The organism is Streptomyces sp. NRRL F-4489, from assembly GCF_001509485.1.
In the GTDB taxonomy this organism is placed as follows: Bacteria; Actinomycetota; Actinomycetes; order Streptomycetales; family Streptomycetaceae; genus Streptomyces.
Genome location: NZ_LLZI01000261.1, coordinates 1 through 16,611, shown reverse-complemented (window position 1 = coordinate 16,611; position 16,611 = coordinate 1). Strand labels below are relative to the sequence as shown.

The following is a 16,611-nucleotide window of genomic DNA, read 5'->3' as shown; positions in this document are numbered from 1 at the left end:
GCTCAACGGCTTTGCCGGGACGTTATCCACAGGCTTCCCCGCCCGCCGCGCGCGAGCGGTAGCGTCATCGCGTCGGTCCTCGCGGGAGGCGGACGAAGAGGGGGTGGACGTGATGCTGCGCGCCGGAAGGGTGCTGGTGGCGGTCTGGTTGGCGGTGCTGTTCACCGCCGGCGCGGCGCAGGCCGCCGGTGCGACGGTCCCGGGCGCGGCGACGGGAGCGGCCGCGGCGGCACCGGGCGGGACCGCGGATGCGGCCGTGTCGAGCCCGGCCGCCTACCTCGCCGAGCAGTTGCGCCGCAGTCCGGTCTACGTCACCGACGAGCTGCCGCGCGCCGTGCCGCGCTCCACGGCCCCCGAGTTCGCCGCACTGGCCCGGCGGCTCGGCGTTCCGACGTATGTGGTGGTCCTGCCCGGGCTCGCCGGCGGCCTGAAGTCCGGTCTGCTCGCCGGGATCCACGACCACCTGGGCCGCAAGGGCCTCTACGTCGCCCTCTCCGAGGCGGGGCTGACCGACGTCCAGACCTACGGCCTGAGCGTGCCCGGCGCCCAGGACGCCGCGACCGCGACCCGCTACGAGCTGCCGTACGACGCCACCGCCCGCGAGTCGTTCCGCCGTTTCGTGGACGTCCTCACGTCCGGCGACGCCCACCAGCGCGCCGAGCAGGCCCGCGAGGCGTACGGCGGCGCACAGGGAAGCCACGAACCGCCCGCGCTCCACACCACGCGTACGGACCGGGAGAACGAAAGCTTCCTGACCGGGGTCGTGGTCACCGGCGTGCCGCTCGCCGCGCTGCTGATCGGGGGGTACGGGGTGCGCCGGTGGCGGCTCCGGCGCGAGCGGTCCGGCGCCGGGGCGGCCCGCCCGGCGCACCGCGCGCGGCTGATCCTGCTGCTCGCCGCGCCGGTGCTCGCCGGGCTGCTGGCGTTCACCGCCGCCCAGGTCTTCGACGCCACCTCCAGCGGCGACGGCTCGGTCCCGACCGCCGCCGATATGCGGGCGCGCCTGGACCGGATCGCCGCCGGTCTGCACCGCGATCCGCTCTACACCGATCCCGAGACCCCGGCCGACCTGGACGCCGCCGCGCGGACCCGGCTGCGCGCGCGGCTGGCCGCGCTGCCCGTCCCCGTCCTGGTCGCGGTGGTGCCCACCTCGCTGGACGACGAGTCCGGCGGCTCCGGGGACCGGCTGCTCGCGTCGCTCCACGACCGGCTGCGCCGGGACGCCGTGTTCGTCCTCGCCGACCCGGTGACCGGCGAGCTCGACGTCGCCAACTACGGCACGCGGCTGGACACCGGCGCCCTGAGCCCCCCGACCCGGGATTCCGAGCCCGGGCAGGACCCGGCGGAGCAGTTGGGCCCCCGGCTCGACGCGCTGCTCGCCTCGGCGGCCAGGCTTCCGATGTCCCCCACGGCCCACGAGCCGTTCAACCCGGGGCCGGTCGAGGATCCGGTGGCGCAGCAGACCCTGCCCGGCCTGTTCACCGGGGACTTCTGGCCTGGCCTGGTGATCGGCGCGCTGACCGCCCTGCTCTTCTCCGGCCTGGTGCTGGCGCTCTGGGCGCTGGTGCGGTGGCTGTGCGCGCGCACCGCCGTGGACACCACCGCGTCGCCCACCCAGCCCAAGCCGTCCTGGCTGCGGCGGACCGCCGCCACCGAATGCACCGCGCTCGGCGCCGAGTTGGAGCGGAGCGCGGAGCTGCCGGAGGCGGCCCGGCTCCGGCCGTGGGAGTGCCTGGACGCCGCGACGCTGCTGATCGACGGTGACAGCGACGGCCGCCCGGACGCGGACGCCGACTCCGCGAGCCTGGCCTGTGCGATCGTGCTGGCCCGGGCCGGCCGGGCGGTGGTGGCGGAGCCGTCCGCGGCGGACCATGTCTGCTACCGCAATCCGCTGCACGGCCCGGCCGGGAAGCCGGAGCGGCGGCATCCGGGCCGCCGCGGTGCGCCGCCGCGCCCGGTGTGCGCGGCCTGCCGGGAGACGCCCGGAGAGATGCTGCGGCTGCACGGCTCCGACGGTTTCGGGCGGCGGGGGTACGCCCCGTATCCCGTCCACTCCGGCCCGCTGGCCCGGCTCGCCCAGGGCGCCACCATAGACCAACTCACCCGCGAGGTACGGGAGTCCTTCGGTGTCCACTGACCTTCCCCACCGCCGCCCCCGCCGCCTCGGCCGCCCCAGCCGTCTCGGCCGTCTCCGGCGCCCGGTGCGTTCCGTGCTCGCCGCGGCCGCGGCCACCGCCGCGCTGCTGTGCGGCACCGCCGGCCCCGCCGCGGCCGACGCCGCCGGCCCGGCCGGCGCAAGCCCGGGCCAGAAGATCGCCGACGCGCTGCGCACCTCGCCGGTGTACGTCGATCCGTCGCTCTCCGCGGCGGTCGGCCCGGAGGAGCAGCGGGCGCTGGTGACGCAGATCCGGGGCACCGGTCTGCCGATCCGGGTGGTACTGGTGCCGCTGGTCGAGGGCGACAACTGGGGCGGCAAGCCGGAGCAGCTGGCCGAGGTGGTGCACGAGCGGCTGGGCGGCGGCCCGGCCATCCTCCTCACGCCCGGCGACTTCCCCGACGACGTCGAGGCCCGCGAGTGGCCCGCCGGCGCCCATCAGGCGGAGCACGCCGCCGCCTCGGTGTACTTCGACGACTCCCTCAAGGGGGCCGGGCTGGCCAAGCGGGTCTCCCGGGCCATCGACATCATCAAGTCCGGTGACGGCGACCGGGTCTACGACCGCCTCACCGCCCATCTCGGCACGTCCTCCGGCGGGGGCGGCGCGTCCGGGAAGCCAGCGGCGCACGGCTCCTCCCCCGTCGTCCGGATCCTCACCCTGGCGGTCGGGCCGCTGCTGGTGCTGGCCGCGGCCTGGCTGCTGCTGCGGCGCCGGGCGCGGCTGCGCGACTTCGGCACGCCGTTCGCGCTGCCCCGTTCGGTCTTCGCCGCGGCCCGCGAGGCCGATGAGGAGGGGCTGCGGGAGCGGGCCGGCGAGGAGGTGGTGCGGCTCGGCGAGGAGGCCCGGTCCGCGGCGGGCGACCCGGCGGGCATCGAGCGGGCGCTGGACGCCTACGCCGCGGCCGGTTCGGTGCTGGACCGCGCCCGCGGAGTGCCGGATCTGGCGGGCGTGTTCGCGCTGGTGGCCGAGGGCCGGGCGGCGCTCTCACCGGCCTCCGGCGCGCTCCCGCTGTGCTTCTTCCACCCGCTCCACGGCCCGGCCGTCCGCCGCATACCCTGGCGGCCCCTGGGCCGCCGCGAGCAGCTGCGGATAGCCGCCTGCGAGACCTGCCTGCGCGCGGTGCGGACCCGGCGCGCGCCGGAGGTCCTGACGGACCGGCTGGACGGCCGCCCGGTCCCGTATTTCGAGGTGCCGGCCGACAAGAGCCTCTGGGCCGCGACGGGTTACGGCTCCCTGCTGTCCGGTGATTCCCTCACCGAACGGGTCCGGCGCGGCGATTTCACCCGCACCCTGGAGTGACGCACCCCGGAGTGACCGCTTCCGGCCGGTGAGCTGGGCGGGAGCCCCACCCCGTCGTCCGATGCGCACCGTTCTACGGAATCCCGCACCAAGTTTTATCGAGGGATTACCAACAGCCGCTCGGCCGCGCCCAATGATGCGTAATTCACCCGCAATGCGGCGGTGTCCGCATGCCCCCTCCACGAGCTGGCACACAACAATCGCGGCAATCCGCCGGGGTATTACCGAGCGGCCGCCGGAAGACGGCCTCCGGACCCCTTTCCCCGTTTCGACAAGCGCGAAAGCACGCTCTTATGCTCCGCTCGCACAGCCGTTCGCGAGCACCGGGCAACGGTGCTGCGCAACGGGGGAGAACACGGTCCAGGAGGACGTTTTGCCGCACACGAGGGCCGCATGGCTGCGCGCCGCCGCACCGGTCGCCGTACTCGCGCTGGCGCTGACCGCCTGCGGCGGGAAGAAGGACGCGCCCACTCCCACGGCCGGTTCCGGCGGTTCCGGCAGTTCGGCCGCTTCCGGGGTGAACGCGCGGGATTCCTCGGACGCCGCGCCGGAAACCGGCAAGGGCCCGACCGCTCCGGCCGGCGCCGGTGCGCTGAAGCCCGGTCAGAGCGGCACCGGGCAGTACAAGGAAGAATCCGGGAAAGTCACCTACGAGGTCGCCGCGCAGAAGGTCCGCGTCGGAACCGAGGCCGAGGCCCGGAAAATGGTCCAGGATCCGAAGGACGCGACGGGCCTGGTAGCCGCCACCGTGTATGTGAAGTACACGAACAAGGGCCCCGCGGTCGTCAAGGGCCTGGCGAGGGTGGACAACGGCGCCGAGATCTACGCGGACGGCCAGCGCGGCGGTCTGCTCATCGGCGCCCCGGAAGACCTCCCCGGCTGCGAGGACTCGATCGATATCGACAACTGGGCGGTCGGCCAGAGCCATGTCATCTGCCAGACCTACATGATCCCCAAGGGCGCCAGGTCCCTGGAGGTCCACTGGGGCGACGACGGTGCGCCCAACCCGCTGATCTGGAAGTTCGACAACACGGGCTGAGCTCGCCCTTTGACCTCGTGTCGCGTCGGACGGCCGCGCGGTGGGGCAAATTCCGGTGCGCGTCGGGGGCGGACTGGTCAGACTCGCGGCATGACAGCGAACATCAGCCGCATCAATCCCGATCAGTTGCATGAGACGCCGGGCTACCACCACATCACCGTGGTGGAGACCGGCCGCACGGCTTACCTGGCGGGGCAGTGCCCCCTCGACCGGGACGGCTCTCTCGTCGGCCCCGGTTCCCTCGAGGCGCAAGTCGATCAGGTTGTCGTGAACGCGCTCGCTGCCCTTGCGGCGGTGAATGCCCAGCCGCGGCACGTGGTGCGTTCGGTGATCTACGTGCGGAGCGAGGAGAGGGAGGACCTGGGCCTCGCCTGGCACCGGCTTACCGCCTCCGCCCTCGGACCGGCTTTCACGTCCGCCAGCACGCTCTTGGGGGTTGCGCAACTGGGCTTCACAGGGCAGCTGGTCGAGCTGGACCTCACCGTCGCGCTGCCCGACTGAGCCGGCCGCACGCCTCGAACAGCGTCTCGAACTGCTCCGCCCACATGATCACGCACCGGACGCCGCCGCCCCCTTCCCGGGCGGCCGTCTGCTCCTGGCGGTTGACGTCTCGCCGTGGCTCCGGTCGGACGCGCTGGCCGACGGCGCCACGGCAGTCACCGCCGCTCAGCTCCGCCACGTCGTCGAACGGCCCATCGCCGCGGGGGCAGTGGCAGCCCGCCGAGCCGGACATCGCCGTCGTCACGGACGCCGGATACGGCGTGACCCGGCCGGCCTGGGGGCTGCGGGTCCTGCCTGTCGAGCTGATCGGGCGATCGCCCCGCGCACGCGCCGGGCCAATTCCCCACCTCCCGCACCGCGTTACGCACCGGCTCAGGGTCGAGCCGCCACCGCCTGCAAGAACGGCTCAATGGCGCGGTACCACGCTTCGGGCTGCTCCCAGGGCAGCAGATGGCCGGCGTCGGGTATCTCGGCGTAGGCGCCGCGCGGGAGGACGCGGACCATCTCCTGGGCCTCGGCGCGGCCCAGTTCGGCGTCGAGGCCGCGGACGACGAGGGCCGGGCAGACGACCTGGGCCAGCTCGTCCCAGTGGGCGTCGTGCACCCAGGTCTCGCGGGCGCCGAGCATCTGGCGGCGGGAGAACACCGGCCGCCAGCCGTCGGCCCGCTCGGCCATCACCTCCGCGAAGTAGTCGCCGCGGACCGGGCGGGGCCGCTCCAGCGCCGGATCGTCCTCCCCGAACCACTTGCGGACGTCCGCGAGGGTGGCGAACGGCACCGGCCAGGACCGGAACCACTCCGCCCACTCGCGCTGCGAGGCCGCCCCGAGCGCCGAGGCCCGCATATCGCAGATCACCAGGGCGCTGACCAGATCCGGGCGGCGGGCCGCCACCTGCCAGGCCGTCAGCGCGCCCATACCGTGGCCGACCAGGGCGGCCGGAGCCAGCTCCAGCTGCTCCAGGGCGGCGATGGCATCGTCCGCGTAAGCGGTGCGGGCGGGCGGGCCGGCGGCGGGCTTCTCACTGCGGCCGTGGCCGCGCTGATCCAGGGCCACCGCGCGGTGCGTGGCGGCGAGCCGGCGGGCGGTGGCCGCCCAGTGCGAGGCGCGCCCCATCAGGCCGTGGAGCAGCAGCACACCGGGCCGCCGCCCGCCCTCCTCCGAACCGCCGCCGCTCTTGGGCGGGTCGGTGAACTCCCAGGCCGCGAGCCGCACACCGCCGGAACCCCTCACATCGCTGCGCCGCACCATGTGCCCTGGCACCCCCCATCGTCCGCTTACGTCCCCTCACCGACCCCGTGACCCTCAGAGTATCGAACTCGTATTCGAACAGACCGCTCTCGCGCCCAACTACCCACTTTCGAGTGACCTTGCGAAGGGATTGCCCACGCCCACCACGGGGAGACATCTGCCGGGAGGCGGGCTCCACCGGGAAGGGAGCCCGTGGGGAAAGACCCTGAGAGCTCGGGGCTCCGGGTCTTGGCGGGGGGACATGGGGAGGCAGGGCCCCGGCTGCTCGCAGCGCCGGGGCCCTGACCGTCACCGCACCGTCGCGGAGGCATCGCCCACCGCACCATCGCGGACGCGGACGCGATCCCGCACCGCACTCTCGTGGACGCATCGAGCCCCCTTGGCCGTGAGCGCATCACGCGGAAGTGACGACGCATGGCCATGCGCCAGCGCCAGAGTGGCACGGGAGCGGCCGCCGCGCACGGATTCGCGCAAGATCGCGCGCCCGGGCTCCCGTAAAGCCGTAAAAGCCCGGATCCTCTAAGGCCGTTGGGCGCGGCGAGAGTTGGCGAGCCCGCCGGGATGCGCGTCAGCGCACCTCAGCGGGCTCTGAGGGCAGTCAGCGGGCTCTGTGTGTGATCAGCGGGCTCTGCGTGCGATCAGCAGGCGCTGAGCGCGATCAGCGCTTGGCGACGAAGACGTGGCTGGCGATGCCGGCGTCCAGCTCGGCGGCCTCGCCGCTGCTGCCGACCAGCACCCCGGCCGGGGACTCGGTGACGCTGACCACCGCGCCCGGCTGCACCCCGGCCCGCCGGAGGGTGTACATCAGCTGGGCGTCGGCCTGGATGGGCTCGCCGATCCGGCGCACCACGGCCGTCTTGCCGTCCGCCCCGGCGTCCAGATCCATCAGGCTGACCATCCCGGCGTCCAGGAACGGATCGGCCTCGGCCTTCTCGCCCAGCTCCTCCAGGCCCGGGATGGGGTTGCCGTACGGGGACTCGGTGGGGTGGCGCAGCAGCTCCAGGACGCGGCGCTCGACCGCCTCGCTCATCACGTGCTCCCAGCGGCACGCCTCGGCGTGCACCTGCTCCCACTCCAGGCCGATGACGTCGACCAGCAGGCATTCGGCGAGGCGGTGCTTGCGCATCACCCGCGTCGCCAGCCGGCGGCCCTCCTCCGTCAGCTCCAGATGCCGGTCGCCGGCGACCGTCAGCAGGCCGTCCCGCTCCATGCGCGCCACGGTCTGGCTGACCGTGGGGCCGCTTTGCTCCAGCCGCTCCGCGATGCGGGCGCGCATGGGGACCACACCCTCCTCTTCCAGCTCGAGGATGGTGCGGAGATACATCTCCGTGGTGTCGATCAGTCCGGACATGCGTGCCCCTCGATATGTCGTGCGGTGGCCCTGGACTCAATTCTGACGCATCCCACTGACATCGGTGCGCGCTCGTCCGCGCACCGGACGGCCCCCGGGCGGGCGGACGGGTGCGGAGCCCGGCGTATTGACAGCGCACTGGTCCAGACCGCAACGTGATCCGGGCCACTGATCCACGAGGCGGCGCGGCCGCGTACCGGCGCCGGACCGCCGCAGATCCGACGTGGATCCGACGTAGACGCGACGAGAGGGGCCCGCGGCAATGGCTGAGAGCGACCGGGGCGAGGGGCTGGCCGGGCGGTACTTCGACGCCGCGATCGACCTGCTGCGGCAGGTCCGGGACGCGGAGGGGGAGCGGATCACCGAGGCCGGGCGGCTGATCGCGGACACCGTGGCGGCCGGCGGCCGGGTCTTCTCCTTCGGCGCCGGGCACTCCTCGCTGCCGGCCCAGGACACCGTCTACCGCGCCGGCGGCCTGGCCGTCATGAACCTCCTGTCCGTCCCCGGGGTCGTCGGGGTCGACGTCCGCCCGGCGACGCTGGGCAGCGCGCTGGAGCGGGTGGACGGGCTGGCCGGGGCGGTGCTGGACACCAGCCCCCTGGAGCGCGGCGACGTGCTGGTGATCATCTCGCTGTCCGGGCGGAACGCGCTGCCGGTCGAGATGGCGATGAACGCGCGGGCGCTGGGCATCAAGGTCATCGGCGTGACGTCGGTGGCCTACGCGGACGCGACGAAGTCCCGGCACACCTCCGGCACGTACCTGAAGGACCACTGCGACGTCGTGGTGGACAGCCGCATCCCGGTGGGCGACGCGGAGCTGACGCTGCCCGGGATCGAGGCGCCGTTCGCACCCGCCTCGACGGTCGTGACCAGCGCGATCATGCAGGCGGTGGTGGCCTGCGCGGCCGGGGCGCTGGCCGAGCGGGGCGGGCAGCCGCCGCTGCTGCGCTCGGGCAACGTGGACGGCGGCCACGAGTGGAACGGCCGGGTCATGCGGGAGTACGCGGACCGGATCTTCTACCGGCACTGACCCGGCCGGACCCCGGGGCCCGGGTCCCCCTGGCCTGGCCACCCCGGGGCAGGCCCCCGCCGCCACCGGGGCGGGCCCCGCCTCAGCCCCCCGCCGCCCCCGCCAGGTCCAGGGCGGCGGCGATCCGGGCGGCGACCTCCTCGGCGTAGTCCGCGTCCGCGCGGTCGAAGGGGCGGCGGGCGGCGGTGCGCAGGAACGTGGCGACGCCGAGGGTCCGGCCCCGGCTGCGCAGCACCACGCACAGGCCGTGGACCGTGCCGTCCGGCCAGCCGCGGGCGGCCGCCCAGCCCTCGGCGGCGCCGGGGCCGGCACCGGCCCGGACGGAGCCGCGCCGGGCGTACGCCTGGTAGGCCGGGTGGTTGGGGGCGTAGGCCACCGGGATGCCGGTCGCCGGCAGCGCCTCCGAGGGGCCGGGCGCTCCGGCCGGGGAGGCCAGGGCGCGCACCAGCCGGGGCGCGCGGGCCGTACCACCGGGCGCGCCCGGGGTGCCGTCCTCACCGGGCGACGGGTCGGCGTCCCATTCGGCGTCCGCGTCCACCGCGCCGTACGGGGCCGGGGCCGGCGGCCCGGCGAGGTCGACCAGGGCGTGGTCGGCGAAGCCCGCCAGGGCGAAGTCGAGGTGCACCGCGGCGGCCTCGGCCGGGTCCGGGCACTCGGCGGCGGCCCGGCCCGCGCGGTGCAGCTGGTGGGCCCGGAAGCGCAGCAGGGAACCGTCCTGCTCGGCCCGTTTGGCGTCCGTGACGTCCTGGAACAGCCAGGCGACACCGAGCGGAACGGGCTCCTCCGACAGCGGTGAGGCGAGCCGTACGAAACCGCTGCGCCAGCACCGGCGCGGGAGTTCGGCGTCCCCGTCGCGCAGTGTCACCCACAGCTCGGCGACGGCCGGCGGGGAGCCCTCGGCCAGGACGTGCTGGAGGGCGGTCTCCAGCTCCTCCACCCCTTGGGCCAGCAGATCGCCCAGCGGGCGGCCCAGCGGGGCGGTGCGGCCGGTGCCGAAGGTGCGGGCGGCGTAGGCGTTGACGGCCGCGGGCCGCAGATCGGCGTCGATCAGCACCAGGCCCCAGGTGGCCTCCTCGAACAGCGCCTCGCTGAGCGCCACCGCCCGCTCCAGATCGAGCTGGCTGTGCGATTCGCCGAAGGCGCAGTACGCGCCGGTGGCCCGGCCGTCGGGGCCGCGGACCGCGGAGGACTGGGTGCGTACCAGGACGCGGTGGCCGTCCTTGGCCATCAGGGCGAAGTCGTGCACCTGGCGTCCCGGGGAGCGCATCGCGGCGGCCAGCGCGGCGGTGACGCCGGCCGCGTCCCCGTCGCGCACCGCCCAGCCGGCCAGCCCCCGGCGGCCGATGGCCTCCTCGGCGCTCCAGCCGAGGATCCGCTCGGCCTCGGCGTTCCAGTGGGTGACCGTACCGTCCGCGGTGAAGGCCATCAGGGCGGCGTCCATACCGTCCAGGAGGGCGGCGAGCAGTCCGGAGTCGCCGGCGTCCGGAGGGCGGTCGGGGTCGCCGCCGGCACCGGGTGGCGGGGGCCCGCCGGCCGTTCCACCGGGGCCGCCGGCCGGTCCGGGCGGGCCGGCCGCGGCGGACCGCTGCGGCGATGAGGCCGACGAGGCCGAAGAAGCTGACGAGGCAGTCACTGGCACCCCTTACGAACGCGGCCGCACATGCTCCACGTGGGGTCATTCAACTGGAACGTGACGTGGGACACACCCGATTCGCCGAAATCGCCGCCAGGGATTCCGCTCCCCCGGAAAAAACCCTTTGCGCGGCGCCCGGCCGGTTCCTAACGTGTGGGGTACACGAGAAGGGAGGTGGTTCGGCAGATGATTTCGCACCGGACACGTGAGGTGGCTGCGGGCTAGCGGCCCGTCGCATCACCGAAGTGCAGCGCCGGGTCAGCGCATACTGCAGATGCGCAGCCGGCCAATCCCAAGCAGTCACCCGACCCGCGGGCTGCCGGTTCGTCCGACCGGCCCTTCGCGCACCACGCGCGGAGGAAGCAGCCCGCGGGTCGTCTGCGTGCGGGCGCCCGCACGGCGGGCGGGCCAGGGGCGCCCGGAGACGGCGCCCCAACCCACGGGCCACGGCCCCTCAAGGAGCCGTCCTCTCAGGGAGCCAATCGCTCCACCCGCCACTGCCCGGCCTCCGGCGCGCCCTCGCGGACGTACCGCAGCCGGTCGTGGAGGCGGTTGAGCCGGCCCTGCCAGAACTCGATCGCCTCCGGGACGACGCGGTAGCCGCCCCAGTGCGGGGGCGCCGGCACCTGCTCGCCCTCCGGGTAGCGGGCCGCCAACTCCTCGTAGGCGCGCTCCAATTCGTCGCGGGAGGCGATCGGGGCGGACTGGTCGCTGGCCCAGGCGCCCAGCTGGGAGCCGTGCGGGCGGGTGCGGAAGTAGGCGGCGGTCTCGTCCCGGCCGATGCGTTCGGCGGTGCCGGAGACGATGACCTGGCGGGCGAGCGGGTGCCAGGGGAACAGCAGGGAGATCGCTGGGTTTTCGGCCAGTTCGCGGCCTTTGCGGCTGGTGTAGTTGGTGAAGAAGACAAAGCCGCGCTCGTCGAATGCCTTGAGGAGCACGGTCCTTGAGCTGGGCCGGCCGGCGGCGTCCGCCGTCGAGACGACCATCGCGTTCGGCTCGTGCAGACCGGCTGCGGCCGCGTCCTTGAACCACCGCGCGAACTGGTCGAAGGGGCTGGCGGCGAGATCGGACTCGACGATTCCCTCGGCGCGGTAGTGCGCGCGCATGGACGACGGATCGGGGGTATCGGCAGGAGGCATATCGGCGGGATGCACGGCCTCATCTTGCAGCATCCGCACCGCGCCGGTCAGCCCGGAGGGCCGGAAGTCTGCCCCCCGTCGCCGGGCCGTAACCCTCCCGTCGGCAAATCGCCCAGTGTGCCGGATGTCACGCTTCCCCGCAGGTGATGAACCCGCCAAAATCATGGCCCGGCCCTCTGTGGGCCCCGGACACCGGAAGCTATCGTGTCCGACTTCAGGCCGCCGCACAGCACCACCGGCGGCGGCCCGCGCCCGTGGACCGACCCCCCGCGGGCGGAACCGTCGCGTGGCACCGGCCCCGGCGGGGCATCACCGGGGTGTCCGGTACGGACCGCGAGCTGCCCGGCGCAGCCGCGTAACCGCACCGGTGCCGTAACTGACTCGACCGCTCGGCAGCCGGTCACCGCCGGCCCGCCGTCCCATCTTGAGGAGCCGCCTGATGTCCGACTTCGTTCCCGGGCTTGAGGGAGTCGTCGCGTTCGAGACGGAGATCGCCGAACCCGATAAGGAGGGCGGCGCGCTCCGCTACCGCGGGGTGGACATCGAGGACCTCGTCGGGCACGTGTCCTTCGAGAACGTCTGGGGACTGCTGGTCGACGGGGCGTTCACGCCGGGGCTGCCGCCCGCCGAGCCGTTCCCGATCCCGGTGCACTCGGGTGACATCCGGGTCGACGTCCAGTCCGCGCTCGCCATGCTGGCGCCCGTATGGGGCCTGAAACCGCTGCTCGACATCGACGAGCGGACCGCCCGCGACAACCTCGCCCGGGCCGCCGTGATGGCGCTGTCCTACGTCGCCCAGTCGGCCCGCGGGCAGGGCCTGCCGATGGTTCCGCAGCGGGAGATCGACAAGGCCGAGACGGTCGTCGAGCGCTTCATGAAGCGCTGGCGCGGCGAGCCGGACCCCAAGCACGTCAAGGCCGTCGACGCCTACTGGACGTCGGCCGCCGAGCACGGCATGAACGCCTCCACGTTCACCGCCCGGGTCATCGCCTCCACCGGGGCCGATGTCGCGGCGGCGCTCTCCGGGGCGGTCGGCGCGATGTCCGGCCCGCTGCACGGCGGCGCGCCCTCCCGGGTCCTCGGCATGATCGAGGAGATCGAGCGGACCGGCGACGCCGCCGCGTACGTCCGCCGGGCGCTGGACAACGGCGAGCGGCTGATGGGCTTCGGCCACCGCGTCTACCGCGCGGAGGACCCGCGCGCCCGCGTCCTGCGGCGCACCGCGCGCGAGCTGGGCGCCCCTCGGTTCGAGGTCGCCGAGGCCCTGGAGAAGGCCGCCCTGGAAGAGCTCCACAACCGGCGGCCCGACCGCGTGCTGGCCACCAACGTGGAGTTCTGGGCCGCGATCGTCCTGGACTTCGCGGAAGTCCCGGCCCACATGTTCACGTCGATGTTCACCTGCGCCCGTACGGCGGGGTGGAGCGCCCATATCCTCGAACAGAAGCGGACGGGGCGGCTTGTGCGCCCGTCCGCGACGTATGTGGGACCCGCTAGCCGCAGTCCGCAGTCGATCGTCGGGTACGACGGCCTAGTCCGGCTGTAGCCGCCTCCCACGTTGTCGGCTTTCCCGCCGCGGGGTGCGTTTTGTTTGCGCCTGCGGCGCCGGTTCGCTGCGCTTGGCTGGCCTCCCACGTTGTCGGGTTTCCCGCCGCGGGTTGCGTTTTGTTTGCGCCTGCGGCGCCGGTTCGCTGCGCTTGGCTGGCCTCCCACGATGTCGGGTTTCCCGCCGCGGGTTGCGTTCTGTTTGCGCCTGCGGCGCGGGGCTTTGAGTCCGCTGCGCGGGGCTTTTCGGGTGCGGTGCCGGGTCTCCGGGGGTGGTGTGTCGGACTGCTTCGCTTTACGTCCGACACACCACCCCCGGAGACCCGTCCCCTCCCGTTCGGGGTCAGTTTTCAGGTGGGTGGGGGCTGACGTGGGTGGGTTGGTGCGGGTCGTCTCGTTGAGGGTGAGCGCCCGGCAACCAGTGACGAGGCGCACCTGCCCACCGGGACCGGCCCCAACGGACAGGGAAATCCACCCCCCTGTCTGCGGGGTGGGGGTGTGCCGGACGTAAAGCGAAGCAGTCCGGCACACCCCCACCCCGCAGACCCGGCACCGCGGCCGACCAGCCCCGCGCAGCGGAATCAAAGCGATGCGCCGCAGGCGCAGCACAACGCGCCGCAGGCGCGAAAAACGTCACGCTTCGCGTGACAGCGCCGCGTCCAGCACGGCCGCCCACTGCGCCACCACGCGCCCACGCCGCGACGCGTCATCCGTCAGGAGATTCGCCAGGCCCAGCCCCCGGGCCATGTCCAGGAGCCCCTGGACCGTCTCCCGGACGCCCGGGACGGACTCGTCGGCCGACAGCAGCGCGACAGCGGTACGGTGCGCCTCCCGCCCCACCCGCGCCTCCAGCGCGGTCACGCGCTCCCGTAGGAGCTCTTCGTCGGAGGCGGCGACCCAGAGGTGGAGCGCGGCGCGGAACAGCGGCCCGGTGTACAGGCCGACGAGTTCCTCGACGACTATCCGGGTACGGGCGGGCGACCCCGGGGGCGGCAGCTCGCGCGCCAGGGCCTTCAGCGCGCCCTGCCGCTTCTCCGCGACGTGTTCCACGGCGGCCGTGAACAGGTCCTCGCGGGTGCGGAAGTGGTGCTGCGCGGCCCCGCGCGAGACGCCCGCCCGTTCGGCGACGACGGACACCGTGCTGCCGCTCCAGCCGCGTTCCGCGAGGCAGGCCACGGCGGCCTCCAGCAGGGCGAGCCGGGTGGCCCGGCTGCGCTCCTGCTGGGGCTCCTTGGCGGCGCGGGCCGGGGTCGCCCTGGCGGCGCGGGCCGCCGCGGGCTCGGCGGCGCGGGCCGGCGAAGGCCCGTGGGCCGGCGTCAGCGCACCCATGCCGGGTCCCGCCGCTCCAGGAAAGCGGTCATGCCCTCGCGGGCCTCGGCGGAGGCGAAGAGCCGCGCGGACTGCTCGGCGAGCGCGCCGGTGTCCCGGTCGAACGCGGCCAGGACCCCGGCGGTCACCAGCTTCTTGGACTCGGCCAGGCCCTGCGGCGAGCCCCTGCGCAGCCCGTCGAGGAGCGGGGCGAGGCCCGCGTCGGCGTCGTCGGCGGCGAGCGTCACCAGGCCGATCCGGGCCGCCTCGGCCGGTCCGAACGTCTCGCCGGTCAAGTAGTAGCGGGCGGCGGCGCGCGGCTCCAGCCTGGGCAGCAGGGGCAGCGAGATCACCGCCGGTGCGAGGCCGAGCCGCGCCTCCGTAAAGGCGAAGGTGGCCCCGGGGCCCGCGACGGACAGGTCGCAGGCGCCGAGCAGGCCGAGGCCGCCGGCCCGGACGTGGCCGGTGACCCGGGCGACGACCGGTTTGGGCAGCTCCACCAGGGCGCGCAGCAGGCGAGCCAGCCCCAGGGGGCCGTCCGTGGCGGCCCCCGAGGCGGCCTCGGAGAGGTCCGCGCCGGCGCAGAACGTGCCGCCGGTGTGGGTGAGCACCACGGCCCGTACGGTGTCGTCGGCGGCCGCGTCGGCGAGGGCCTGGTGCAGGGCGGCGACCAGGCGGGTGGAGAGCGCGTTGCGGTTGCGGGGGGAGTTGAGGGTCAGGGTGGTGATTCCGCGCTCGTGGGAGCGCTCCACGTCCGTCATCGGTCCGTCGAACTCCTTTCCCTGGCGCGCAGTTCGCGCCGCAGGATCTTTCCGGTGGTGGCGCGCGGCACGCGGTCCAGGAATTCCACGCGGCGCACCTTCTTGTAGGGGGCGACCCGGCTTGCAACGTAGGCGATGACCTCGGCGGCGGTGAGCGCGGCCCCCGGCCGCCGGACCACGAACGCCTTGGGGACCTCGTTGCCGTCCTCGTCGGCGGTCCCGATGACGGCCGCGTCGGCGATGTCCTCGTGGGCGAGCAGCACCGCCTCCAGGTCGGCGGGGGCGACCTGGTAGCCCTTGTATTTGATCAACTCCTTGACGCGGTCGGTGACATGGAGCCAGCCGGCGGCGTCGGTGCGGCCGATGTCGCCGGTGTGCAGCCAGCCGTCCGGGTCGATCGTCGCGTCGGTCTCGGCGGGCCGCCCCAGGTAGCCCTTCATCACCTGCGGGCCCCGGATGAGGATCTCGCCGCTCTCACCGGGTCCGAGGTCCCGCCCGGTTTCCAGGGAGAGGGTGCGGAGTTCCGTACTGGGCAGCAGGGTGCCGACCGTCCCCGGGGGCGGGTTGTCGGCGCCGGGCGGTACGGCGTGGGTGGCCGGGGAGAGTTCGGTCATCCCGTACGCCTGGAGGACGCCGGGCAGGCCGAGGCGGCGGGCGCAGGCGGCGGCGAGCCCGGCGTCCAGCGGCGCGGCGGCGCACACCAGGCGCTTGAGGGAGGAGAGGTCGTAGGCGTCCACCAGGGGGTCCTTGGCGAGGGCCAGGACGATCGGGGGCGCGGTGTAGACCTCGGTGATGCGGTGGTCCTGGAGGGCGGCCAGGAACTCCCGGAGGTCGAAGCGGGGGAGGACGACCACGGTGGCGCCGTTGCGCAGGGGGGCGTTCATCAGGGCCGTTAAGCCATAGATGTGAAAAAAGGGGAGTACCGCCAGGACGCGGTCCCCTGGGCCGGCGGCCATGACGGGGGCCAGTTGGGCGAGGTTGGTGGCGATGTTCCGGTGGGTGAGCATCACGCCCTTGGGGGTTCCGGTGGTGCCGGAGGAGTACGGGAGCGCGGCGAGGTCGGTGGCCGGGTCGATGTCCGGGGCGGGTTCCGGGTGGTCGCCGTCGAGCAGGTCGAGGACGGAGCGGTGGCCCTCGGCCCGGTCGCAGAGGAGGATCTCGGCGATCCCGCCGGTCTGCTGTGCGGCGGCCCGGGCGGTGCCGCTCAGCGCCGCCACGGTGACGATCCACCGCGCCCCGGAGTCGGCGAGCTGCCGGGCGAACTCGGCCTCGGTGGCGAGCGGGTGGACGGTGGTGACGGCGGCGCCGCAGCGCGAGACGGCGTAGCAGACGACGGGGAAGAGCACCGAGTTGGGGCTGTGCAGGGCCAGCACGTCGCCCTTGCGGAGCCCGGCGGCGGCCAGCGCGCCGGCGAGGCGGCGGCTGAGGTGGTCGAGCCGGGCGTGGCTGATCGTGGTGCCGGTGCGGGCGTCGATCAGGGCCGGCCGGTCGCCGTGCGCGGCGGCCCGCCCGAGGACGGCCTCGTGGAGGGGCAGGTCCACGGGGGCGACGGCGGGGTAGCGGCTGCGGAATACGCGGGGTGAGGGGGATGGATGGGGCGAGGG

General features: G+C 74.4%; 13 protein-coding genes. 6 read left to right on the top strand and 7 right to left on the bottom strand.

Annotated elements, in window-relative coordinates:
• The first annotated feature begins 112 nt into the window (after positions 1 to 112).
• The 4 genes from ADL22_RS27205 to ADL22_RS27190 all read left to right on the top strand — a co-directional run bounded on the left by ADL22_RS27205 (position 113) and on the right by ADL22_RS27190 (position 4,995).
• Complete coding sequence (locus ADL22_RS27205) at positions 113 to 2,137, top strand: hypothetical protein (protein WP_066985370.1); 2,025 nt, start codon at positions 113 to 115, stop codon at positions 2,135 to 2,137.
• Positions 2,127 to 3,455, top strand: coding sequence for a hypothetical protein (locus ADL22_RS27200; protein WP_159048731.1), 1,329 nt, complete (start codon positions 2,127 to 2,129; stop codon positions 3,453 to 3,455). Before ADL22_RS27205 ends, ADL22_RS27200 begins: the two co-directional genes overlap by 11 nt.
• Positions 3,456 to 3,828: 373 nt before the next feature.
• On the top strand, positions 3,829 to 4,494 hold the full coding sequence (locus tag ADL22_RS27195; protein ID WP_066985312.1) for a hypothetical protein: 666 nt from the start codon (positions 3,829 to 3,831) through the stop codon (positions 4,492 to 4,494).
• Between the two features lie 90 nt (positions 4,495 to 4,584).
• The gene (locus tag ADL22_RS27190) at positions 4,585 to 4,995 is read left to right on the top strand and encodes a RidA family protein (RefSeq protein ID WP_066985309.1); all 411 of its coding nucleotides are present in this window, start codon (positions 4,585 to 4,587) and stop codon (positions 4,993 to 4,995) included.
• Between the two features lie 372 nt (positions 4,996 to 5,367).
• Here ADL22_RS27190 and ADL22_RS27180 read toward each other — a convergent pair whose 3' ends face one another.
• Together ADL22_RS27180 and ADL22_RS27175 are read right to left on the bottom strand one after the other, a co-directional pair.
• A complete protein-coding gene (locus ADL22_RS27180) occupies positions 5,368 to 6,243 on the bottom strand; it encodes an alpha/beta fold hydrolase (protein ID WP_066985302.1) in 876 nt (291 codons plus the stop codon).
• A 658-nt stretch (positions 6,244 to 6,901) separates the two neighbouring features.
• Positions 6,902 to 7,594, bottom strand: coding sequence for a metal-dependent transcriptional regulator (locus tag ADL22_RS27175; protein ID WP_066985298.1), 693 nt, complete (start codon positions 7,592 to 7,594; stop codon positions 6,902 to 6,904).
• A gap of 262 nt (positions 7,595 to 7,856) precedes the next feature.
• Here ADL22_RS27175 and ADL22_RS27170 point away from each other — a divergent pair, with 262 nt between their 5' ends.
• Positions 7,857 to 8,624, top strand: a complete 768-nt coding sequence (locus ADL22_RS27170) for an SIS domain-containing protein (protein WP_066985295.1) — start codon at positions 7,857 to 7,859, stop codon at positions 8,622 to 8,624.
• Positions 8,625 to 8,706: 82 nt separating this feature from the next.
• On the opposite strand, the gene ADL22_RS27165 is transcribed toward ADL22_RS27170, so the two are convergent.
• On the bottom strand, positions 8,707 to 10,257 hold the full coding sequence (locus tag ADL22_RS27165) for a PAS domain-containing protein (RefSeq protein WP_079064474.1): 1,551 nt from the start codon (positions 10,255 to 10,257) through the stop codon (positions 8,707 to 8,709).
• A gap of 470 nt (positions 10,258 to 10,727) precedes the next feature.
• Positions 10,728 to 11,396 carry a pyridoxamine 5'-phosphate oxidase gene (gene pdxH, locus ADL22_RS27160; protein WP_199836386.1) on the bottom strand — a complete coding sequence of 223 codons (669 nt, stop codon included), beginning with the start codon at positions 11,394 to 11,396 and terminating at the stop codon, positions 10,728 to 10,730.
• 439 nt (positions 11,397 to 11,835) lie between these two features.
• On the opposite strand from pdxH, the gene ADL22_RS27155 reads away from it, so the two are divergent.
• Positions 11,836 to 12,939: a citrate synthase 2 gene (locus ADL22_RS27155; RefSeq protein ID WP_066985286.1), complete on the top strand. Its 1,104-nt coding sequence runs from the start codon at positions 11,836 to 11,838 to the stop codon at positions 12,937 to 12,939.
• A gap of 632 nt (positions 12,940 to 13,571) precedes the next feature.
• Here ADL22_RS27155 and ADL22_RS27150 read toward each other — a convergent pair.
• The 3 genes from ADL22_RS27150 to ADL22_RS27140 form a co-directional block, all read right to left on the bottom strand.
• On the bottom strand, positions 13,572 to 14,267 hold the full coding sequence (locus ADL22_RS27150; protein ID WP_079064473.1) for a TetR/AcrR family transcriptional regulator: 696 nt from the start codon (positions 14,265 to 14,267) through the stop codon (positions 13,572 to 13,574).
• Positions 14,255 to 15,007, bottom strand: a complete 753-nt coding sequence (locus tag ADL22_RS27145; protein ID WP_066985283.1) for an enoyl-CoA hydratase family protein — start codon at positions 15,005 to 15,007, stop codon at positions 14,255 to 14,257. The genes ADL22_RS27150 and ADL22_RS27145 overlap by 13 nt, the downstream gene beginning before the upstream one ends.
• A partial coding sequence (locus ADL22_RS27140; RefSeq protein WP_234430870.1) for a 4-coumarate--CoA ligase family protein occupies positions 15,004 to 16,611 on the bottom strand: 1,608 nt, incomplete at its 5' end. The genes ADL22_RS27140 and ADL22_RS27145, both read right to left, overlap by 4 nt.